General features: G+C 71.0%; 20 protein-coding genes and 4 tRNA genes. 14 read left to right on the plus strand and 10 right to left on the minus strand.

Annotated features, from left to right (window positions below; all coding sequences use genetic code 11):
• A partial coding sequence (locus ABD327_RS15235) for a penicillin-binding transpeptidase domain-containing protein (RefSeq protein ID WP_344451022.1) occupies window positions 1–1136 on the minus strand: 1136 nt, incomplete at its 3' end.
• Between the two features lie 185 nt (window positions 1137–1321).
• Between ABD327_RS15235 and def the strand changes: the two genes are divergently transcribed.
• On the plus strand, window positions 1322–1846 hold the full coding sequence (def, locus tag ABD327_RS15240) for a peptide deformylase (RefSeq protein WP_344451023.1): 525 nt from the start codon (window positions 1322–1324) through the stop codon (window positions 1844–1846).
• Window positions 1847–1879: 33 nt separating this feature from the next.
• Here the strand turns inward: def and ABD327_RS15245 are convergent, their stop codons facing one another.
• The 3 genes from ABD327_RS15245 to ABD327_RS15255 form a co-directional block, all read right to left on the minus strand.
• Window positions 1880–2386, minus strand: coding sequence for a hypothetical protein (locus ABD327_RS15245; RefSeq protein ID WP_344451024.1), 507 nt, complete (start codon window positions 2384–2386; stop codon window positions 1880–1882).
• A 153-nt stretch (window positions 2387–2539) separates the two neighbouring features.
• Window positions 2540–3202, minus strand: a complete 663-nt coding sequence (locus ABD327_RS15250; RefSeq protein WP_344451025.1) for a hypothetical protein — start codon at window positions 3200–3202, stop codon at window positions 2540–2542.
• Between the two features lie 109 nt (window positions 3203–3311).
• Complete coding sequence (locus ABD327_RS15255; RefSeq protein ID WP_344451026.1) at window positions 3312–3521, minus strand: hypothetical protein; 210 nt, start codon at window positions 3519–3521, stop codon at window positions 3312–3314.
• 1085 nt (window positions 3522–4606) lie between these two features.
• On the opposite strand from ABD327_RS15255, the gene ABD327_RS15260 reads away from it, so the two are divergent.
• Window positions 4607–5116 (plus strand): hypothetical protein, encoded by a 510-nt coding sequence (locus ABD327_RS15260; RefSeq protein WP_344451027.1) that lies wholly within the window; start codon window positions 4607–4609, stop codon window positions 5114–5116.
• A gap of 205 nt (window positions 5117–5321) precedes the next feature.
• Here ABD327_RS15260 and ABD327_RS15265 read toward each other — a convergent pair whose 3' ends face one another.
• Window positions 5322–5783 carry a DUF4259 domain-containing protein gene (locus ABD327_RS15265; RefSeq protein WP_344451028.1) on the minus strand — a complete coding sequence of 154 codons (462 nt, stop codon included), beginning with the start codon at window positions 5781–5783 and terminating at the stop codon, window positions 5322–5324.
• A 704-nt stretch (window positions 5784–6487) separates the two neighbouring features.
• On the opposite strand from ABD327_RS15265, the gene ABD327_RS15270 reads away from it, so the two are divergent.
• Both ABD327_RS15270 and ABD327_RS15275 read left to right on the plus strand, forming a co-directional pair.
• Window positions 6488–6910 carry a pyridoxamine 5'-phosphate oxidase family protein gene (locus ABD327_RS15270; RefSeq protein ID WP_344451577.1) on the plus strand — a complete coding sequence of 141 codons (423 nt, stop codon included), beginning with the start codon at window positions 6488–6490 and terminating at the stop codon, window positions 6908–6910.
• A gap of 59 nt (window positions 6911–6969) precedes the next feature.
• The gene (locus tag ABD327_RS15275) at window positions 6970–8037 is read left to right on the plus strand and encodes an MBL fold metallo-hydrolase (protein ID WP_344451029.1); all 1068 of its coding nucleotides are present in this window, start codon (window positions 6970–6972) and stop codon (window positions 8035–8037) included.
• A gap of 27 nt (window positions 8038–8064) precedes the next feature.
• Here ABD327_RS15275 and ABD327_RS15280 read toward each other — a convergent pair whose 3' ends face one another.
• Together ABD327_RS15280 and ABD327_RS15285 are read right to left on the minus strand one after the other, a co-directional pair.
• Window positions 8065–9672 carry an MFS transporter gene (locus tag ABD327_RS15280; protein WP_344451030.1) on the minus strand — a complete coding sequence of 536 codons (1608 nt, stop codon included), beginning with the start codon at window positions 9670–9672 and terminating at the stop codon, window positions 8065–8067.
• Window positions 9673–9699: 27 nt separating this feature from the next.
• Entirely contained in the window at window positions 9700–10266 is a 567-nt protein-coding gene (locus tag ABD327_RS15285; RefSeq protein WP_344451031.1) for a pentapeptide repeat-containing protein, read from the minus strand.
• Between the two features lie 56 nt (window positions 10267–10322).
• Here ABD327_RS15285 and ABD327_RS15290 point away from each other — a divergent pair, with 56 nt between their 5' ends.
• Complete coding sequence (locus ABD327_RS15290; RefSeq protein ID WP_344451032.1) at window positions 10323–10904, plus strand: class I SAM-dependent methyltransferase; 582 nt, start codon at window positions 10323–10325, stop codon at window positions 10902–10904.
• 3 nt (window positions 10905–10907) lie between these two features.
• Here ABD327_RS15290 and ABD327_RS15295 read toward each other — a convergent pair whose 3' ends face one another.
• Window positions 10908–13793 carry an AMP-binding protein gene (locus ABD327_RS15295; protein ID WP_344451578.1) on the minus strand — a complete coding sequence of 962 codons (2886 nt, stop codon included), beginning with the start codon at window positions 13791–13793 and terminating at the stop codon, window positions 10908–10910.
• Window positions 13794–14000: 207 nt separating this feature from the next.
• Here ABD327_RS15295 and ABD327_RS15300 point away from each other — a divergent pair, with 207 nt between their 5' ends.
• The 9 genes from ABD327_RS15300 (at window position 14001) to ABD327_RS15340 (ending at window position 19112) form a co-directional block, all read left to right on the plus strand.
• The gene (locus tag ABD327_RS15300) at window positions 14001–14975 is read left to right on the plus strand and encodes an alpha/beta hydrolase (protein WP_344451033.1); all 975 of its coding nucleotides are present in this window, start codon (window positions 14001–14003) and stop codon (window positions 14973–14975) included.
• The gene (locus ABD327_RS15305; RefSeq protein WP_344451034.1) at window positions 14975–15763 is read left to right on the plus strand and encodes a TIGR03084 family metal-binding protein; all 789 of its coding nucleotides are present in this window, start codon (window positions 14975–14977) and stop codon (window positions 15761–15763) included. The genes ABD327_RS15300 and ABD327_RS15305 overlap by 1 nt, the downstream gene beginning before the upstream one ends.
• Before the next feature lie 70 nt (window positions 15764–15833).
• Window positions 15834–15905 (plus strand) — tRNA-Gly (locus ABD327_RS15310).
• A 20-nt stretch (window positions 15906–15925) separates the two neighbouring features.
• Window positions 15926–15999 (plus strand) — tRNA-Cys (locus ABD327_RS15315).
• Between the two features lies 1 nt (window position 16000).
• Window positions 16001–16072, plus strand: a tRNA-Val gene (locus ABD327_RS15320).
• A gap of 74 nt (window positions 16073–16146) precedes the next feature.
• Window positions 16147–16221, plus strand: a tRNA-Gly gene (locus tag ABD327_RS15325).
• Between the two features lie 75 nt (window positions 16222–16296).
• Window positions 16297–17337: an AI-2E family transporter gene (locus ABD327_RS15330; protein ID WP_344451035.1), complete on the plus strand. Its 1041-nt coding sequence runs from the start codon at window positions 16297–16299 to the stop codon at window positions 17335–17337.
• A 16-nt stretch (window positions 17338–17353) separates the two neighbouring features.
• Window positions 17354–18571 (plus strand): ion channel protein, encoded by a 1218-nt coding sequence (locus ABD327_RS15335; protein WP_344451036.1) that lies wholly within the window; start codon window positions 17354–17356, stop codon window positions 18569–18571.
• A 52-nt stretch (window positions 18572–18623) separates the two neighbouring features.
• A complete protein-coding gene (locus ABD327_RS15340; protein ID WP_344451037.1) occupies window positions 18624–19112 on the plus strand; it encodes a DUF1269 domain-containing protein in 489 nt (162 codons plus the stop codon).
• Window positions 19113–19134: 22 nt separating this feature from the next.
• On the opposite strand, the gene ABD327_RS15345 is transcribed toward ABD327_RS15340, so the two are convergent.
• Both ABD327_RS15345 and ABD327_RS15350 read right to left on the minus strand, forming a co-directional pair.
• Window positions 19135–19617, minus strand: a complete 483-nt coding sequence (locus tag ABD327_RS15345; protein ID WP_344451579.1) for a potassium channel family protein — start codon at window positions 19615–19617, stop codon at window positions 19135–19137.
• 2 nt (window positions 19618–19619) lie between these two features.
• Window positions 19620–20111: an LURP-one-related/scramblase family protein gene (locus ABD327_RS15350; RefSeq protein WP_344451038.1), complete on the minus strand. Its 492-nt coding sequence runs from the start codon at window positions 20109–20111 to the stop codon at window positions 19620–19622.
• Window positions 20112–20176 lie beyond the last annotated feature (65 nt).

Consider the following 20176-nt stretch of genomic DNA (forward strand, 5'->3'; position numbering starts at 1 on the left):
GAGGCCAGGACCTCGCCCTGGCCGATGGCCGCTTCGGCGAGAGCGGTGGTGCCGGGGGACTCCGGGAAGCTCGCGCGGGCGGCGTTGTGGGCGAAGGCGCGGTTGAAGCCGAAGAGGACGGAGGCCTCCTTCATTCCGCCGGCCTCGGCCCGTTCCACGGCCAGGGACGAGAAGGTCGTGTTGCAGGAGTGGGCGAAGGCCTGGTGCAGGGTGGTGATGCCGAGATCGAGGCCGTCGTGGTTGGGGATGGTGCGCTGGCCGATGAGCTGCCTGCCGGGGCAGGCCACCTTGGAGGAGGGGGTGAGGCCCCCGGCCACCAGGGCGGCGGCGGTGACCACCTTGAAGGTGGAGCCGGGCGGGTACCGGCCGTTGACCGCGGCCTTGGCGACGTCCAGGTGGTCGGCGATCGCGAGGATCTCCCCGGTGGAGGGGCGCAGCACCACCACGGCGGCTGGCCGGGCCGAGGACTTGGCCGCGGCGTCGGCGGCGCGCTGGGTCTTCGCGTCGATGGTGGTCTTCAGCTCGGCGCCCCGCGGGGCGCTGAAGACCTTGAGCGGGGTCCTGTCGAGGGTGACGGCCCAGCCCGGCTCGCCGGCCTCCCCGCCGTACGAGGTGGAAAGGCCCGCCGCGTACTCCTGGATCGAGGAGTCCTCGGGCAGCTTCCGGCCGCCGCGGTCGGTGACCGTGCTGGCTGACGACTCGGTGCGGGTGAGCGCGAGGCGCCCGCCCTTCTTCAGCTCGGGCAGCAGCGTCGCGGCGGTCCAGACGACCCGCCAGCGCCGGTCGACGATCCGCATCCGCACGACGGACTTCACTCTCCACTCCCCCGGCGGGAGCGTGCGCACGGCTTCGAACGGGACCTCGGCGGTCTCCTCCGTGGGACGGGTGAGCGCGCCCTGCTCCAGCCGCAGCGCCTTCACCTGCAGGGAGGCGGAGAACCCCCGGTGCTGCTCGACGAAGTCCGCCGGCGGGGAGGCCGCCAGCCCGCGCATCCCGTAGAAGTCGCCGGCCCGCCAGTAGGCGAAGTAGTCGGCGGCGAGTTCCCGCGGGTCCCCCTCGATCCAGTAGTGGAGGTACAGCGCCGTACCGCCCCCGGCCAGCACCACCGCCGCCAGGATCCCGGCCAGCCACTTCATGGGACTCGCTCTCTCCACCCGTGGATCACGGGCTGTACGGCACATGGTCAACAAAGCGCGCAATCTAGGCCATGAACCTGCTCTCTCCTATGATCCGGATCACACCGAATGCCCGGCGGGTGCTCCGAACTGCAATAGCATGAGTGGAAATGGATCTCGGTGGAGGGAACGGAATGTCGGGGAACGTGCGGCCGATCACACTCATCGGAGAACCGGTCCTGCACCGGCCGCTCAAGGAGGTCACCGAGTTCGACCAGGCGCTGAAGGACCTGGCCGACGACATGTTCGCCAGCATGTACGAGGCGAACGGGGTGGGCCTGGCCGCCAACCAGATCGGCGTCGACCTGCGCGTCTTCGTCTACGACTGCCAGGACGCCGAGGGCGGCGAGCACAAGGGCGTGGTCGTCAACCCGACCATCGAGTTCCCCGACCGCGACCGCGTCCTCGACCACGACTCCGAGGGCTGCCTCTCCGTCCCCGGCCCCTACGCCGACGTCGCCCGCGTCGCCCACGTGCACTGCCACGGCTTCGACCTCGACGGCAACCCGATCAGCCTGCACGGCACCGGCCAGCTCGCCCGCTGCTTCCAGCACGAGACCGACCACCTGAACGGCAAGCTCTACGTCGACCGCCTCGCGGCCAAGGCCCGCAAGCAGGTCCTCAAGGAGTACGAGGCCCTGCGCGCCCAGACCGCCGACCAGGCCTCCTGACCCGGGAAGGCCTCCCGAGGCCCTCTCGCGCGGTCAACCGGGGGAGAGGGAGTCGCGGAGCATGCGGGTGACGCCGTCCAGCTGGACCATCGTCTGGCCGAAGAGGGCGCGGGCCTCCTCGAGCTGCTCCAGCGCCGAGGCGAGCTCGGTGCGGTCGTCGGCCAGCAGGATCTCGGCGAAGAGGACCGAGGTGCTGGCCAGCAGGCCGGTGGCGGCTCCCCGGGCGGCGGCGCCGGGCAGGTCGGTCAGCTCCCGGACGGTGCGCATGAGGCGCTTGAGCGCCACAGTGCGCCGCTGCCCCTCCGGAAGGACCGAGCGGTACCCCTCGTCGAAGCGCGCCCAGTCCTTGCAGCGGCCTCCCGACCCGGCGGCCAGCTCCACCGCCGCCACCAGGCGGCCGGCCAGGCGGGCCGGATCCCCCGGGGGATCCGGGAGGCCGGGGGACCCCGGACGCGTCGAGGACTCCGCCTCCCCCGGGCACAGGAGCGCGAGCGCCTGCCTGGCCGCCTGAGGATCGAAGTCAAAACCGTGTTCCGTCATCGGGGTCCCTCCATCTCCTGTACACCGGGTGTCGTACCCGAGTGGTCTCACGGATGCCATGGTGCGCCACCCGGACCCCCGACGAAGAACCGAACCGCGTTCTGTGGATTCCGACGATGCCGAAGCTTCAGGCTTCTGACCTGGTGTTATGTGCTACTTGGAGTCGGTTTCGTCGGTTTGGCCCGTGACTGGCCCGCCGCTGTCTTGTTCGTCAGCGGCGGCCAGGGCCCGGTCTATGGCGGTGTTGGCTTCTTCTTCCTGGCCTTCCAGCCAGTGGGCGTAGGTGGTGTGGAGCATGGCCACGGAATGGCCGAGCCGACGGGCCACCTCAGGAGCGGGCACGCCCAGGCTCAGCAGCCAGGAGGCGTTGCCGTGCCGCAGGTCGTAGGGCCGCTTGGCCAGGGCGGAGGCGTATTCGGTCTTGCTCAGCGCTGCTGTGCGGGCACGGTCCCACACCCGCCGATAGCGCTGCCCGTCGATGTAGGCATGCCCGTCCGTCGTGATGTCCCAGAACAGCCGCCCGCCCGGAGCCGTCCCGTACCGCTTGAGGTGATCGCGCAAGGCGTCGACCAGCAGAGGCGGAATCGGGATCATGCGCACCTCACCGCGTGCCCGGTGCTTGAGCTCACGGGGGTCGAAGCACTCCCCGCTATCGGTCCACTCCCCGCCGACCTCAGGAGCGCTCCCGGCCAGGGTGAGCCGCCCCCACCCGGCATCGGGCAGGAAGCAGTCCGCTTCCCGCAGGTCCCGGATCCCAGCGGGACGGCAGCCCGCGTAGTAGGCGATCGAGAACCAGGCGTGCAGGTGACCGTCCATCCCCTTCCTGTCCGCGAGCGCCCCCAGGAGCTTGCGCGCTTGAGCCAGGGACGGCACCCGCCGGGGATCCACCGGTCGGAGACCCGACGCCGCCGCACCTTCAACCCTTTCAGCGGGTGGAGGACAGCAACTTGCGTTCCACCGCGTAGTCGAGGCAGCCGTACAGCACGGCCCGCCGCGCCCGAGCAGAGGTGTGCGCCAGAGGCTTACCGTCCAAGCGCTGAAACAGCGCATCCAGCAGGCCCCGCAGGTTCTCTGCCTCAGCCAGGTCAGCCACGGGACGAGAGGCACCGGCCACCCATTCCAGCGCCGCCGCCACGTCTTCGGGAGGCTCGCTCTCCCAGGCGGGGGACGGAACGCCCATTCGTGCAGAGCCCACCGCAGCAGCCGCTCAGCAGGACGGCCCTTGCGCGCCTTGCGCGGGTCGAGGAAGGCCAGCACCGCATGCACCATGCGCTCAGTCAGCACTTTGCGGGAACTGGCCGCCCCGCCGTCATTCCACCGCAGCCTTGCGTACGCCCGAGCATGCGCGTACAGAGTCTCAGCCGACACAGCCCAGCTCACCGGCTCACCCGTGACGAGCGAGAACCGCTCACCGCCCTTGGCAGCGGCGAACAGTTCAGCCCGGTAGGTCTCACCGAGCGCTTTGGTCAGGAACGACCGAGAGAACGAGGAGGAATCGACGCGCCACCGCACTTCCCACGGCTTACGCCTGTTACTCCGCCTGCGAATCTGCCAGAATTGGATGTCTTGCGCACTCATGATCAAGCCTTTCGGGGGGATTCGAGCGTGCACAACCATTCTTCCAAATCCGACCGGCGAATTCCAATAGCACCATTCGGCAGGCGAATCACTTTCAGACCCCTCCCCGTTGCGAACCACCGATACAGCGCGGAGCGCGATATGTCCAGCTCGGATACCATGCCATCGACCGAGAGGAAGGAATTCGACACCATTTACGCCACCTCCTCAGAAATGGCGCACGGGCCAGCGACGGGCCAGGAGGAAAAGAATTCACCCCGGGAACCCGCATGGCCTATTACGGTCAATTTCTCGGCGATAAATGCGACTGGAAAAGTTTGGGGCGTGGGAGGCCGCCCGGATCAACTCGGCTCTGCGTGAGGCTTTCCCCTACAGGATCAAGAGGGGCCACCGCTGTGCGGCGGTTCCCAAAGCCTGCTGATCAAGCGCGCAAGCCAGCACTTCTCGACAGCCAGCCCTTCACCGTCCCATTGTCTTCCCCAAGTGATTGGTCCACGAGGAGGATCGGACCGGGTTCTGACATCTGCGACCTTGCTTTGGTGGCGGTTCGATAACGGGGGCGTCAGAAGACGAATGGCCTTCTAGGTTCATGATCGGGCCGACCGATCGGTGCGGCCTCGATCTGGCGAGAGACGGTGCCGCATGAGCGAGATCCTGATGTACCGGGCGCACGTGGATACCCTGCTCACCGCAGGCGTGCAGTGGAACACCCAGGACTTCATGGAGTTCAAGTTCAGGGAGCAATGGCACCCGGATGGTACCGAGTCCGGACCCCTGCTTCCTCTGCGCGCCGAGCACGCCCATGTCCTGGGCCGAATCGTGTGGCTCGTCCATATGGAGTACTGCGACTGGTGGGTGACCTTCGGAGACGAAGGGGACGAAGGGGTACCCAGCCGGGCAGAGGTCGAGGGATATGCCTTCGACCCGCTCCCCGGCCAGCCCGACCCGGGAGTCGTCCTGAAGGCCATCGACTTCTACGAGTACCAGATCGCCCCCGACGACCACGAGGAGTCGCGCAGGACCACCGTGGGAAGCTTCCTCCATTTCCTGCGCCTCGCCGCGATCTCGCGAGTGCCTGGATATGAGCGCGCTCCATGGGGCATCCAGAACCGCGACGTTTTTCTGAACGCTGCCTCCTTCCGTGAACGCTGAACCCGGCGCGTTGTACGGCTGGTCCAGGCCACCACTTTGCGGCGGATGCTTCTCCCTCTAGGGATCAGCCCGGACTGTTCTCTCCCCAAAGTGCGCCAATCCACCCGCCCACCCGCCCAGGTAGCACCCACACTCCGACGAACACGCACCAACGCTCCGAGCCCAGAAGATCCAAAGATGATGCCGCCGGACACTGAGCGAGGCATCAGGCCAGAAAGACGCGATACCAGGCGAGTTGGCCCAGCCAATCCGCACAGGCTTCGGCGTCATCGTCGTACCACTCTCGGTATTCGTTGTCGCCAGGGCGCACGACCCGGTCGAGGACAGCGGCGGCCAGGGCTCGCAGGTCCTCGGTGACGGCGAAGGGCGTCTCCTCCAGATGCTGCTCGGCGTAGTCGTCGAGGATCTGGCCGGACAGGCGGGCGGCGACCAAGCAGGCCGCAGCGACAGGGCCGTCCGCGTCGTCAGAGTAGATCCGTGTCTCCGCCCGGCTGAAGTCGGCGAGGAATGCCGTAAGCGCAATCTGAACGTCGGATGCTCTGGAGATGTCGGCCAGGTCATCGTGCGCTTCGTCGCTGTCGAACGGGCCCGCATAGTGACCGAGCCATGGAGCATTCCACGGAGGCGTCGGTGCCACCGTCTCCCACCAAGCCTTGCCCTCCACCACAGAAGACCCTCACTTCCTCGACCTCCCAAGGCCGATACCAACACGACCTCGGACACGTTGATCACCTCACCGGCCAACGGTCAAAGTACCGGCCGCTTGCCGCACGGACAGCCGAGCGGCCGGATCCCGACTTGGACGGGGACCCCGCGCAAGGCCGCCCCCTCGGGCTTGCGGTCAGGAGGGTCCAAGACACGGCTTCGCCGCCCTCCGGGTTACCTACGGTCATGTCTTGATCCTGCCCGTTCGCCGGATGCTAGCGGCCTTGCTCCCCCGCCCAAGTCCGGATCCGTCCACCCTCCCCGAGCTTCCCGCCCACCCGCCCAGGTCGAGACCACCGACCCGAGCTCACGCACAGACAGCCCCCCACCAGGCACAACACCCCGGGCCATGGCCCGCGCATGGCCCACGACCAGCGAGCACCGGTGATCACCAACGCCCACCAGTGAGACAAGATCAGCAAACAGGACCACGCGCGGCCACAAACCCCCAGGTCACAGGTCCAGCCAACAAGCAGGAAGGCGACCCCGGATCACTCCGGAGCCGCCTACGCGATGATTGTTCTTCTGTGGATTACCCGGTGCGCGTCAGTGCGCGTGCGGCCACGGGCAGTGCGCCGTCAAGCGCACGTTGTTCATGAAAAAGCCTGGCCGTGCGGCCTCGGCGGGAAACGAAGGAGAAGAACGGTGCTGGAGATCGGTCCCGAGATGCTCGCCTTCTGGCGGGAACGGCATCTGTGCACGCTGACCACGCTCAGGCCCGACGGCACGCCGCACGTGGTGCCGGTGGGCGTCACGCTCGACGCCGAGGCGGGGGTCGCCCGGATCATCTGCAACGGTTCCTCGCGCAAGGCTCGCAACGCGGCGCGCGAAGGGGCGCGGGCGGCGGTGTGCCAGGTGGACGGCCCCCGCTGGGCCACGCTGGAGGGGACCGCGCGGGTCCTGCGCGATCCCGATTCCGTCGCGGACGCGGTCCGCCGCTACGCCGAGCGCTACCGGCCGGCCGGGGACAATCCGAACCGCGTGGTCATCGAAATCGCGATCACCCGCGTCCTGGGGAACACCAGGACGAAGTTTGACCCGCCTCCCGCCGAACCGGCCAAAGCCGATCACGACTCAGGCATGGAGTGAGGGGAATCCGGTTAGGGTTCCGGTGTGACCACCGGCGCAGACTCCCGAGGAGACTCCGAGTGAAGATCCGATTCGGCGTGGTGGCCGCCGCCGTGGTCACCTGGGGCCTTCACGACATCCCGCTCGCGCTGGGGGCGCTGGATCCCGGCCCCCGGGTGCGCCGTTCGCCGCACTACCGGGACGGCTCGTTCCACAACTTCGACGAGGGCGGCACCGCCCGGCCGGACATCCGGCGGGCCGCCCGCGAGACGCTGCGCCGGGGGCGGCGCAGGCCGCTGCTCCCGGTCCCGGTGGTCGCCCCGGAGTTCGGCCCGCCCGGCGACCTCGAGGTCTGCTGGCTCGGCCACGGCACCTCGCTGGTGGACATCGAGGGCAAGCGGGTGCTCTTCGACCCGGTCTTCGCCGAGCGCTGCTCCCCCAGCCGGCTGCTGGGCCCGCAGCGGGTGCACGAGGTGCCGGTGCCGGTGGAGGACCTGCCCAGGATCGACGTGATCGCGATCTCGCACGACCACTACGACCATCTGGACCTGCCTTCGGTGAAGGCGCTGCTGCGCACCCAGACCGCCCCGTTCGTGGTGCCGCTGGGCGTCGGCGCCCACCTGGAGCGCTGGGGCGTGCCGACCTCGCGGATCATCGAGCTCGACTGGGAGGAGTCCGCGGTCGTCGCCGGGCTGAAGGTCACCGCGACGCCCTCCCACCACTTCTCCGGCCGCGCCCTCAAGCGCAACCCGACGCTGTGGTGCTCCTTCGTGGTCGCGGGCGGCAGGCGGAGGGTCTACTACAGCGGCGACTCGGGCTACTTCCCGGGGTACGCCCGGATCGGCGCCGCGCACGGCCCCTTCGACGTCACCCTCATGCAGGTCGGCGCCTACAGCCCGGCCTGGCCCGACGTCCACATGACCCCGGAGGAGGGGCTGGCCGCCCACCGCGAACTGCGGGGCGGCCTGTTCGTCCCGGTGCACTGGGGCACCTTCGTGCTCGCCCCCCACCCCTGGGACGACCCGCCGAACCGGGTCCGCGCCGAGGCCAAGATCCTCGACCTCCGCGTCGCCGTCCCCCGCCCCGGCGAGCGGATCACCGTCGACGACCCGCCCGAACCCGACGGCTGGTGGGATTCCCTCGGCTGACCCCACCGACCCGCCCGGCACCGCCCGTCAGGCGGGCGGGGCGGCGGAGGGCTCGGGAGCCTCGAAGGGGGCCGCGGCGCCGGTCCGCGTGGAGCGGACGAACAGGCAGGCGGCGGCGCCCAGCAGGATCGCCGCGACCGCGAAGGCCTGGGTGGGCTGGACGGCGTCGATGAACGCCCGGCCGAAGACCTCCTCCGCCAGGTTCGCCACCTGGGGCGGGGCTCCCTCCAGCGCCACCTCGTGGTGGGCGCCGAGTTCCACGCCTCCCTCGACGGCCCGGGAGAGCCCCGCGACGAAGTCCTCGCGCAGCGGCTCGGGCAGTTCGCCGGAGCGCGCCACCGCCTCGGATCTGATGGAGGAGACGATCTGGCTCTGCAGGATGGCGCCGGCCACGGCGCTGCCCAGCACCGAGCCGAGCTGGCGGATGGTGTTGTTCACCCCGGCGGCCGAGCCGGCCAGGGTGGGCGGGATCTCGCGCATCGCCTCGGTGGCCATCGGGGCGAACACGCAGCCGATGCCCAGGCCCGCGACGAGCAGCGGCGCGACGAGGACCGCCCAGTGCGCGTCCAGGCTCAGCGACAGGGTCAGCCAGGCCAGGCCCAGCGCGTACAGGAGCATCCCGAACAGCAGGATGTGCTTGCCGCCGATCCGGTCGGAGAGCCTGCCCGCGGCCGGCGCCAGCAGCATCGACATCACCGAGCAGGGCGCCAGCACCAGCCCCGCCTTCATCGGCGAGTAGCCCAGCACCGACTGCAGGTAGAGGGAGATCGGCAGGAACATCCCGATCATGCCGATGGACACCGTCATGCCGACGAGGCTGAGGATGGTGAAGTTGCGCTGCCGCAACAGCGAGAACGGCACCAGCGGCTCGTCTCCCTGGCGGCGCTTCTGCTGGATCACGAACAGGCTCAGGACCACGGCGGACGCCGCGAACGAGCCCCAGATGAGACCGTTCCACCCGTACCGTTCACCCTCGGTGAGGCCGAAGGCGAGGAAGAACAGCGCGAGGGTGGCCAGCACGACGCCGGGCAGGTCCAGCCGGTGCTCCCGCGAGTACCGGACGTCCGGGATGACCGAGACGGCCAGCACCAGGACCAGGATGCCGATCGGCACGTTGACGAAGAAGATCCACCGCCAGTCCAGCAGGCTGACCAGCACGCCGCCGATGGTCGGGCCCGCGATGGTGGCCAGTCCCGCGACCCCGCCCCAGATCCCCATCGCCGCGCCCCGGCGGTCCGGCGGGAAGGTGGCGACGATCAGCGCCATGGTCTGCGGCATGAGCAGCGCGGCCCCCAGCCCCTGAACCACCCGGGCGGCGATGAGCTGCCAGGGCTCCTGGGCCAGGCCGCACAGCAGGGAGGCCGCGGTGAAGACCGCCACGCCCAGCATGAACATCCGCCGCTGGCCGCGCAGGTCGCCGAGTCGGCCCGCGGTGATCAGCAGGACCGCGAGGACGAGGGTGTAGCCGCTGACCACCCACAGCACCTCGTCGAGGGAGGCGTCCAGCCGGTCGATCATGCTGGGGATGGCGATGTTGACGATCGTCAGGTCCAGCAGCGTCATGAAGAAGCCCAGAGCCAGCGTCAGCAGGATCGCCCAGGGGTTGCCGCGCCAGCGGCTCAGGGGGGAGGTCACGGCCGACGACGATACGCCATCGGCCGGTCAATGATCCCTGATCTCCAGACCCAGTGCCCCCGCGAGTTCGATCGCCTGGCGCGGGTCGATGATCGCCCCGTTGAGGCGGGTGTTCCGCGGGTCGAGCGTGGACAGGTCGCTGCCCCGCAGGTCGCAGTTGTCGAAGACGGCGCGGTCCAGGCGGGCCCCGGCCAGGTCGCAGTCCCGCACCGACCCGTCGACGAAGCGCGCGCCGCCCAGTTCGGCCTCCCGCAGCCGCACCCCGCGGATGGAGCAGCCGCTGAGGTCGGCCTTGGACAGGTTCACCGACGACCAGTCGCCGCCCTCGGCCCGGAACAGCCCGTACTGGCAGGACTCGAACCTGCTTCCGGTGAACCTGCACCGTTCGAACGTGGAATCGAAGAAGTCGCAGTTCACGAAGGTGCAGTCGACGAACTCCGCCTCCTCGTGCTTCGAGGCGTTGAACCGCACGTCGCGGAACGTGCAGCCGGTGAAGGAGGCGCCCTCGTCGGTCACCTCGGTCATGTCGTCCGCCACGAAGACCCGGCCCGTGAAGGCCTCCCCGGCCTCGATCTTCCTGCCGTTCCAGTCCATGCCCTCAGGTTACGTTCCGGGAACGGCCCCTCCCGGGTCCGGCCTACGATCGGGGTATGGACGCAGAGGACTGGGACCGCAGGTACTCCGCCCAGGAGATGCTGTGGTCGGTCGAGCCGAACCGTTTCGTCGCCGAGGAGCTGGCCGGGCTCGCGCCGGGCCGTGCCCTGGACCTGGCCTGCGGCGAGGGCCGCAACGCGCTCTGGCTGGCCTCGCTCGGCTGGCGGGTCAGGGCCGTCGACTTCTCCCCCGTCGCCGTCGCCCGGGCGAAGGAGCTCGACCCGGAGGGCGCCGTCGCATGGGAGGTGGCCGACCTGACCGCCTATTCCTTCCCCTCCGCCGAGGAGGACCTGGTGCTCGTCTCCTACCTGCATCTGCCGCCCGCGCAGATGCGGCCGCTGCTGCACGACGCGGCCCGCGCCCTCGCGCCCGGAGGCGTGTTCTTCTTCGTCGGCCACGACCGGCGGAACCTGACGGACGGTGTCGGCGGCCCCCAGGATCCGGACATCCTGCACACGCCCGAGGACGTCGCCGAAGCACTGTCCGGGCTCGACATCGTCCGGGCCGAACGCGTCAGGCGTCCCGTCGGGGAGCGCACCGCGATCGACACCCTGGTGACGGCGAAGGCTCCCGGCTGACGCCTAAAGCGTGCGCAGCCGCTCTCTGTCCGCGTCGGTGAGGGGCCGGTAGCGCCCGCCGGAGTCCCGGAAGAACGCCGTCCCCTCTTCGGGGATGCCCTCGGCGCGCAGTTCCCGGGTGAGCAGGCGCGCGTACGCGCTGGTCTCGATCTCCTCGACGACGCGGATGAGGTCGGGTCCCTCCTCGGGGAAGGCCGCGGTGAAGTCCTCGGGCGAGACGGGAGTGCGCAGGGTGACGGCGGCGGCGAGCAGCTCGAACCGTCCCGCCGGAATGCCGTACGCCACCGCCAGGTCGACCCCCGGCACGTCGCCGACGCGGTCGCGGACGCCGCCCGTCGGCACCACCCCGCGCGGGGTGTGGACGAGTTCGGACGTCCGCCCCACCATCCAGTGGTCGCCGTCGGTGTCCCGCTGGAAGAGGTCGCCCGTCGCCACCCAGGAGTCGCCCGGTTCGAAGACCCCGCGCAGCGGGTCGGAGGAGTCGGTGCCGCGGGCCAGCAGCAGGCCCGTCTCGCCCGGACCGCAGCGGACGGCGAACCCGTCCCTGCCCGGGACGACCAGGCCGCGGTCGAGGTCGTAGCGCACGATGCGCGTCCGGGCGCTGCCCGGCAGCGGCCGTCCCAGCGATCCGGGCTTCTTGCCGGTCAGGTTCACCAGGACCGCCTCGCCGGAGCGGGAGGCGTAGAACTCCAGGACGCGGGCCGGCGCGAACCGCGACTCCAGCCGCCGCCACAGCCCGCGCGGCATGCCCGAGCCGATGAACAGCCGGACCGCGTGGTGCCGCTCCCCCGGGTGCGGCGGCGCCTCGGCCAGCCCGTGCAGCAGCGTCCAGGTGTAGGAGACGACCGTGACGCCGTACCTGCGCGCCTCCTCCCAGAACGTGGCCGGGTCGTAGGAGGTGGCCAGCGCCAGCCGCGCGCCGCCCGCGATCGCCCCGCCGAGGCTCATGAGCAGCGCGGACGGGTGCGACAGCGGGGACAGGCTGTAGACGGTGTCGGCCGAGGACAGCGCCGCCGACGAGGCGGTGCCGAACGCCGACAGCGCCCAGCGCCGGTTGGTGATCCGGCTGACCCGGGTGTCCTCGCCGGACCCGGTGAACAGGACGAACGCCAGGTCGCCGGCGCGTCCGGGGTTCGGCTCGTACCAGCCGGGCAGTTCGACCGCGCCGGGGTCGATGCGCTCCATGTCGGCCAGGCCCGCGTCTCGTTCGCCGCCGCCCAGCAGGTGCACCTCGACGCCCTCGACGAGCCTGGCGTGCTCGGGGTCGGCGACGACCCGGGTGACCTGGCCCAGCACCAGCTCCTGCGCCAGGTCGCCGTCGGGGCGCAGCAGCACCGCGACCGCGCCGAGCCGGTTCAGCGCCGCGACCAGGGCCAGCGCGCTGGGGCGGGTGCTCATGAGCACCCCGACGTGCTCGCCCTGACGGACCCCGAGGGAGATGAGGCCGCGCACCACGCTGTCGATGCGCCGCTTGGCGGCCGCCTGCGTGTGGGCCCTGTCCTCGAACAGGAAGAGGATGTCGCCGGGCGCGCGGCGGGCGTTCTCGTCGAGCAGCAGCCCCAGCGACACCCGGGTGTCCCCGGCGATGCGCTCCAGCCGGGCCAGCCGGGGCAGCAGCTCGGCCGCGGCCTCCCCGAACCCGACCACGCTCCTGACCGCCGCGGTGGTGGTGTCGACGGCCGAGCGGACCGCGCCCGCGCCCACCTGGACGGCGAGTTCCATCCCGTAGGAGAGCCGCCCCTTGCCGAGTTCGTCCTCCTTCACCGGACCGACCTCGGGGGGCACCATGCCCTGGCCTTCCCGCCAGTGCACCCAGGCCGCGACGACGGGCCAGGTGGACGCCGCGGCGTGCGAGCCGGCGACCAGCCCGAAGTGGCCGGTGCGCTGGCAGGCCTCGTACACCTCGGCCCGGGGCGCGGCCCGGACGATGCCCCTGACCATCGGGGGCGGGGCGATCTCGTCGACCTCGCCGACGAAGGCGAGCACCGGGCAGTCGATGTCGGCGAGGGTCACCATCCGGTCGCCGATGACGAAGCCGCCGCGCAGCATGCGGTTGTGCGCGACGAACTCGAGGAGGAAGTCGGCCAGCGCGGGACCGGGCCAGGCGACCCAGCCCTCGCTCTGCATGAAGCGCCGCTGCCGCTCGCGCGGGGCGAGCACCTCGCGGTCGTGCAGCTGGAGCAGGAACTCCAGCCGGTTGCGGACGGACTTGGTGGGGCTGAGCGCCTGGAAGGCCGAGCGGGTCACCCAGCCGGGAATGGACAGGCCGGGGAGGTCGCCCAGCAGGTCGACGAACGGCCTGCGCGGGATCCACTGGGGGACGCCGAACGGGTTGGCCGCGTCCAGGTCGGCGGGGCTGCCGAAGGTGATGAGCGACTCGATGCCCTCGCTGCGCCGGTAGGCCGCCGTCTGGTAGGCGAACATGCCGCCCTGGGAGTAGCCGGCGAGGTGCACGTCGCGGCCGGTGACCTCGCGGATGCGGTCGATGGCGTCGCTGACGGCCAGCACGTGGTCGGCCATGGAGCGCCGCAGGCCGCCCGGCTCCCGTTCGGGCCTGCCGAAGTCGACGACCCACGGGTCGAGGCCGAGGCCGTGCAGGACGGCGACGGCGCTGGCCGCGGGGGCGATGTCGTAGATCTCGGCGGTGAGCATCAAAGGCGGCACCAGCAGGACGGCCGGGCGTTCGCCGAAGGTGTCGGGGAAGTAGCGGCGCAGCCGGTAGACGGGCTGCTCGGCCACCACCTGGTGGGGCGAGGCCTTCTCGTCGGTGCGCAGGCCGCCGAAGCGGGCCACCTCCAGCGCGTTCTGCGCGGTCGCGCTCAGGCCTCGCGCCAGCCGGTCCCCCAGCCGGACGAGGTTCTTGGGCAACGGTGCCGCCAGACGCTCCATCACAGAGGACATCGTCGCCGTTTACCGGGCCCCGGTCAACGGCCGACGTGCCGGTGACGAAATCGCGGGCCGCTGAACGACCTGCCGGCGGATCCGGGGCGCCGCCCCCGGGGAAGGCCGTTCAGTAAGCAGTGAATTACCCCACAATCGGGTAGGCACGGGGAGTCCTTCCGTGCCAGCATCACTCCGAGCCCGGAGGAGGCCCACATGCCCGTGCCCCTGGTCATCGAACGGCATCCGCACGTCAGCTGGCGGGCCAAGGCGCTCAACGCCGGAGTGCGGGCGGTCCTGACGCCCGCGATCCAGCGGGTCCCCCGGGGCCCGATCGACTTCCGCCGCGCCGCGTCCCTGGACCGCATGGCCCGGCGCTCCCGCCCGCCGAAGGGCACCCGGGTGGAGCGCGTCCGGCTCGACGGCTTCAAGGCCGAGTGGGTACACGGGCCCGGGGTCGGCCGCGACCGCTCCCGGGTCATCCTGTACTTCCACGGCGGCGGCTGGATCTCCTGCGGGCTCAACACCCACCGGCGCATGATCGCCCACCTGTCGGCCTCCGCAGGGATCCCCGCCCTGTCCGTCGACTACCGGATGCTGCCCGAGGTCACCTTCGCCGACGAGGCGCTGGACTGCCTGGCCGCCTACAAGTGGCTGCTGGAGCAGGGCGTCGAACCGGGGAACGTCGTCATGTCGGGCGACTCCGCCGGCGGGTACCTGACGTTCGCCACCGCGCTGCTGGCCCGCGAGGACGGCCTGCCGCCGCCCGCCGGGCTGATCGCCCTGTCCCCCATGCTCGACATGGACCTGACCGCCAAGAGCGCCCACCCGAACAACGAGCTCGACCAGGTCAGCCTCATGCCCTTGCTGGACGCCTTCATCGGCGAGATCCTCGACGGCCTCGACCCGCTCGATCCCAAGGTCTCCCCCGTCCACGCCGACCTCGCCGGGCTGCCGCCGTCCTACCTGTGCTGCAGTTCCAGCGAGGTGCTGGCCTGCGACTCCGAGCTGATGGCCGAGCGCCTCGCCGCCGCGGGCGTCCCGACGTTCCTGCAGACCTGGGCGGGGCAGCTGCACGTCTTCCAGATGTTCGGCCCCGCGCTGCCCGAGTCCAGGGCCGCCATAAGCACCTACGGGGAATGGGTCCGCGACGCGTTGAAGCGGGCCGGCGACAGGGAGGCCGCGGCCTGATGGGGATCTTCGAGGACCTGCTGGCCGAAGGCGAGGAGCTCGACGCCCTGGTCTCCGGGCTGGAGCCCGCGCGATGGGCGCTGCCGACCCCCGCCGAGGGCTGGACCGTCGCCCATCAGATCGCCCATCTGGTGTGGACCGACCGCCAGGCGACACTGGCCGCCACCGACCCCGAGGCGTTCCGCGAGATGCTGCGGACGGCCGACCCCGATCTGGTGGAGCGGGGCGCCGACCCCTCCGGCCACTCGCCGGGCGGCCTCCTGGAGGCCTGGCGGACGAGCCGCGCCGAGGTCGCCGAAGCGCTGCGCGCCGTCCCTCCGGGCGGGAGGATCCCCTGGTTCGGGCCTCCGATGGCCGGGCCCAGCATGGCCACCGCCAGGCTCATGGAGACCTGGGCGCACGGCCAGGACGTCGCCGACGCCCTCGGGGTCGCCCGGACGCCCTCCGAGCGGTTGAGGCACGTGGCGCACATCGCCGTCCGGGCCAGGGACTACGCCTTCTCCGTCAACGGCCTGAGCGCGCCGGAGCGGCCGTTCTACGTCGTCCTGGAGTCCCCTTCCGGAGAGCACTGGTCCTGGGGGCCGAGCACCGCCGCCCAGACGGTCACCGGCTCCGCCCTGGACTTCTGCCTGCTGGCGGTGCGCCGCCGCCACCGGGACGATCTCTCCCTGACCGCGCGGGGCGGGGACGCCTCCCGCTGGCTCGACCTCGTCCAGGCCTTCGCCGGTCCTCCCGGGCCGGGAAGGCCGCCTGCGAAGGGCTCTCCGGCGGCGTCGAGTACGCACTGAGGTCCGAGTTCCTGTAGGGTTAACGACGTCGCCACGGGGAAGCCCGCAAGGGAAGATCCGAAGGCGGCAGGCGGAAGTGGCTCAGTGGTAGAGCATCACCTTGCCAAGGTGAGGGTCGCGGGTTCGAATCCCGTCTTCCGCTCGGAGAGGCCATCGCCTCGCGGTGGAGTGGCCGAGAGGCGAGGCAGCGGCCTGCAAAGCCGTGCACACGGGTTCAAATCCCGTCTCCACCTCCACGGACGATTAGCTCAGCGGGAGAGCGCTTCCCTGACACGGAAGAGGTCACTGGTTCAATCCCAGTATCGTCCACTGCACGGTCCACCCGGCCGGTGAGCACCACTCACCGGCCGGAGGATCGAAGCACCTCGGGGGTCCTCCCCCACGCGGAAGTGGCTCAGTGGTAGAGCATCACCTTGCCAAGGTGAGGGTCGCGGGTTCGAATCCCGTCTTCCGCTCCACAGCAGGTCCTCCGGCCTCGGGAAGCTTTGCCCCGGCCAGATCTTTCGACGGCGGTTCCGGGGAACGGAACCGGCATGCCAGTCGCCTCCCCGCCCCGCCGATACGCGCCGGGTTACATCCTGTTGCTGGGCATCGCCGCCGCGGTGGTCGTCCTGGCGGGACTGCGGGCCGTCTCCTCCGTCGCGGGGCCTTTCTTCCTCGCGCTCGTCCTCACCGTCGCGGTCACCCCGCTGCGCGCCATGCTGATGCGCCGGGGCCTGCCCTACCTGGTGGCCGCGCTGGTGCCCCTGGTCGTGGTCCTGCTGGGCCTGCTGGCGATGGCGGTGTCGCTGGCCCTGTCCGGGGCCAGGCTGGCGGCGCTGATCCCCGGCTACGCCACCGAGCTCTCCCAGAGCGGCGACCAGATCATCGAGCTGGTGACCCGGTTCGGGGTCACCACGGCCGAGGCCCAGCAGTTCCTGGCCGCCTTCGACTTCAACCGGCTGCTTCCCTACGTCCAGTCGTTCATGAACGGGCTGCTGGGCGCCCTGTCGTCGGTGGTGCTGGTGGTCATCCTGCTCTACGGGATGAGCCTGGACGCGGTAGGGCTCAGCCGGGCGATGGACCGCCTGTCCGACGAACGGCCGGAGCTGGTGGCCGCGCTGCGCGACTACGCGCGCGGCACCTACCGCTACCTCCTGGTCACCACCGCGTTCGGGTTGATCGTCGCGGTCCTGGACGTCGGAGCGCTGGTCTGGCTGGGAGTCCCGGCGCCGCTGGTGTGGGGCCTGCTCTCGTTCATCACCAACTACATCCCCAACGTCGGCTTCGTCATCGGACTGGTGCCTCCGGCGATGCTGGCCTGGCTGGAGTCCGGCTGGGTCACCGCGGTGTGGGTGATCGTGTTCTACTCGGTGATCAACTTCGTGCTGCAGTCGCTGGTCCAGCCGAAGTTCGCGGGCGGCACGGTGGGCCTGTCCATCACCGCCACCCTGCTGTCACTGGTGCTGTGGAGCCTGGTCATCGGCCCGCTCGGCGCGATCCTGGCGGTCCCGCTCAGCGCCCTGGCCCTCGCCCTCTTCGTCGATCCCGATCCCGGCAAGCGCTGGCTCAGGCCCCTGCTCTCCGGCCACTGAACAGGACGCCGGCCCGATGGGAACCGCCCGAGCCCTGCTCCCGCTGACGATCCCCGCGCTCGTCGTCGGCGTCGGCGCCGCCCTGCTCCTGACCGGGGTCAGCCGTGCCGCCGAGGAGCTCTCACGCCTGCTTTGGCTGCCGGAGTCACCCTGGTGGACCCTCCTCATGCTGACCCTGGGCGGGTTCCTGACCGGCCTCATCCTCTGGAAGACGCCGGGGCACGGCGGTCCCGACCCCGCGACCGAGGGGCTGGTCGCCCCGCCGATCCCGGTCTCGGCCGTACCGGGCGTCCTGCTGGCCCTGTCGGTGACCCTCGCCTTCGGCGTCAGCCTCGGCCCGGAGAATCCGACCATCGTGGCGAACGTGGCGCTGGCGACCGCCCTGGGCCACCGGTTCCTCCCCCGGGCGCCCCTCCCCGTCTGGACGGCGCTCGCCATGGCCGGAACGCTCGGCGGGCTGTTCGGCACCCCGGTCGCCGCCGCGCTGCTGCTCTCGGAGACGCCCTCCGAGAGCAAGGCCCCCCTGTGGGACCGGCTCGTCGCGCCGCTGGTGGCCGCCGGGGCGGGCGCCCTCACCGTCCACCTGGTCAGCCCGGGCCTGACGTTCACCCTGGGGCTGCCGCCCTACCGGGGCTTCCAGCCCCTCGACCTCGTGACCGGCTCGGTGCTCGCCGCGCTGGGCTGCGCGCTCGGCCTGGCGGCCGTCTACGCGCTTCCGCGCGTCCACCGGTTCGCCCACCGGATCGGCCATCCGGTCGTCCTGCTGACCCTGGGCGGCCTGGTCCTCGGCGTGCTCGGCATGATCGGCGGGCGGATCACCCTGTTCAAGGGCCTGGAGCAGATGCAGGAGCTGGCCCGCGACCCCGGGGCCTTCAGCGCCCCCCGGCTCGCACTGATCATCGCGGTCAAGCTGACCGCGCTGGTCGTCGCCGCCTCCGTCGGGTTCCGCGGCGGACGGATCTTCCCCTCGGTGTTCCTCGGAGTGGCGCTCGGGATGCTGGCGGCCGCGCTGGTGCCGGGAGTGCCGATGGCCCTGGCCGTGGCCTGCGCCGCGATGGGCGTCTGCGTGGCGGTCTCGCGCAGCGGCTGGCTGAGCCTGTTCCTCGGCGCGATCCTGGTCGGCGGGCAGGAACTGCTGCCCGTCCTGTGCGTGGCGATCCTGCCCGCCTGGCTGCTGGCCACCGGGAGGCCGGAGATGCGGGCCGAAGCGGTTGCCTCACCCTCCCCCGGGTAGATCACGTTCACGGCCGTAGGGGTGCGGCCGGGGGACACATCCGGGGGAAGACATGAGCAGTCTCGTCGCGATCGCCTACCAGGACGTGGCGACCGCCTTGAAGGTACGCGACCGCCTGATCGGCATGCGCCAGGAGGGCCTGGTCCAGCTCGCGGACGCGGCGGTCGTCGAGAAGCGGGCCGACGGGACGGTCAAGCTCCACCAGGTGTACGGGGCCGGTATCGGCGCCGCCTGGGGTCTGCTGTGGGGCGGCCTGATCGGGATGCTGTTCTTCGTGCCGCTGATGGGGACCGTGCTCGACGCCGGGGCGAGCCCGGCGGCCGGCGCGCTGAACGAGCACGGCGCCGACGAGCGGTTCGTCAAAGAGCTCGGGGCCGCGCTGCGGCCGGGCGGCGCCGCCCTGTTCCTGCTGGCCCGCCAGCCCTCGGAACAACTGCTCCCGGAGATCTCCGAGTACGGGGGCGAGGTCGTCCGGACCTCGCTGAGCCCCCTGCAGGAGACCTGCCTGCGCGAGGCCTTCCAGGCGGCCCGAGCCGCCTGACCCGCCGCCGGGCCGGCGGCCCTCAGTCCTTGCGGGGCCGCCAGGCGTTCACGATGAAGGAGATCGCGGACGTGACGATCACCAGGTCGAAGACCATCTGCAGCGTCACGACCGCCCGCGCGGCCGGGGAGACCGGCACGATGTCGCCGTATCCGACGGTGCACAGCGTGGCCACCGTGAAGTACAGGGAGTCCATCCGGGTCTCCAGCCCGGAGAAGTCCTCGGCGTTGCCGTAGTAGATCATCGCGAAGAAGACCACCACCAGATTCACCGCGCCCAGCAGCGGAGAGAGCCGTTCGACCAGGAGGCGGTCCGGGCGCAGGCTCCGGCGGGCCTGCAGGCCCAGGAACAGGGTGATCAGGACGAGCGCCGCCAGCAGGAGCACCGCCCGGACGGCGGGGGCCCCGCCCGCCAGGTCGTCGCGGCTCATCGGCACCGCGAAGTACAGGAGCATGAACCCCACGGTGCTCAGCAGCATCCCGGCCCAGCAGCTCAGGCGCCGCATCGTCAACGGTCCCGCCCCGCCCGCGCCAGCGCGTCGACGGCGACCGCGACGGCCAGCACCAGCGGGACGTCGAAGCCCTCGGAGACGTTCACGGTGTAGACGTCGCGCAGGCGCAGCCACTTGCGGGAGACCAGGGCGACCCGGACGCCGTCGGAGTCGCGGTCCACCTCGTACTCCTTGCCGAGGAAGTCGCCGGTGGCGGTCCACTCCTCGCCGCCCTTGAGGTCCACGCAGAACCGTTCTCGGACGATCTTGACCTTCTCGTGCACCTTGGCGACGGCTCCGCCGTCCCGCTCGACGACCATGGTCTCGCGCAGCGCGACGACCTTCTTCCTGATCACCAGGAGCACCTCGCCGGTGCCGTCCTTCAGCTCGTACGTCTGGCTCACGCGCAGCAGCTTGCCGTCGAGCAGGAAGGCCTTCCGGCCCTGCTCGTCCTCGATCCAGGAGTCGTCCCCCATCGAGAAGGCCTTGTCCTGTACGCGGTACCGCATGGCCGGGCTCCGTTCGTCGCTGCCCGGAGCCCTACCCGCCCCGCCGGGGCGGGGCGGCCAAGCGA

Origin of the sequence: Actinocorallia aurantiaca (assembly GCF_039533685.1) — a bacterium.
GTDB classification, from domain to species: Bacteria; Actinomycetota; Actinomycetes; order Streptosporangiales; family Streptosporangiaceae; genus Actinocorallia; species Actinocorallia aurantiaca.

Coding starts and splice junctions, on each gene's coding strand:
- ABD327_RS15245 (WP_344451024.1), bottom strand. CDS start 2,386: ATGACGGAACACGGTTTTGACTTCGATCCTCAGGCGGCCAGGCAGGCG.
- ABD327_RS15250 (WP_344451025.1), bottom strand. CDS start 3,202: ATGGACGGTCACCTGCACGCCTGGTTCTCGATCGCCTACTACGCGGGC.
- ABD327_RS15260 (WP_344451027.1), top strand. CDS start 4,607: ATGAGCGAGATCCTGATGTACCGGGCGCACGTGGATACCCTGCTCACC.
- ABD327_RS15270 (WP_344451577.1), top strand. CDS start 6,488: ATGCTCGCCTTCTGGCGGGAACGGCATCTGTGCACGCTGACCACGCTC.
- ABD327_RS15285 (WP_344451031.1), bottom strand. CDS start 10,266: ATGGACTGGAACGGCAGGAAGATCGAGGCCGGGGAGGCCTTCACGGGC.
- ABD327_RS15290 (WP_344451032.1), top strand. CDS start 10,323: ATGGACGCAGAGGACTGGGACCGCAGGTACTCCGCCCAGGAGATGCTG.
- ABD327_RS15295 (WP_344451578.1), bottom strand. CDS start 13,793: ATGGAGCGTCTGGCGGCACCGTTGCCCAAGAACCTCGTCCGGCTGGGG.
- ABD327_RS15300 (WP_344451033.1), top strand. CDS start 14,001: ATGCCCGTGCCCCTGGTCATCGAACGGCATCCGCACGTCAGCTGGCGG.
- ABD327_RS15305 (WP_344451034.1), top strand. CDS start 14,975: ATGGGGATCTTCGAGGACCTGCTGGCCGAAGGCGAGGAGCTCGACGCC.
- ABD327_RS15330 (WP_344451035.1), top strand. CDS start 16,297: ATGCCAGTCGCCTCCCCGCCCCGCCGATACGCGCCGGGTTACATCCTG.
- ABD327_RS15335 (WP_344451036.1), top strand. CDS start 17,354: ATGGGAACCGCCCGAGCCCTGCTCCCGCTGACGATCCCCGCGCTCGTC.
- ABD327_RS15340 (WP_344451037.1), top strand. CDS start 18,624: ATGAGCAGTCTCGTCGCGATCGCCTACCAGGACGTGGCGACCGCCTTG.
- ABD327_RS15345 (WP_344451579.1), bottom strand. CDS start 19,617: ATGCGGCGCCTGAGCTGCTGGGCCGGGATGCTGCTGAGCACCGTGGGG.
- ABD327_RS15350 (WP_344451038.1), bottom strand. CDS start 20,111: ATGCGGTACCGCGTACAGGACAAGGCCTTCTCGATGGGGGACGACTCC.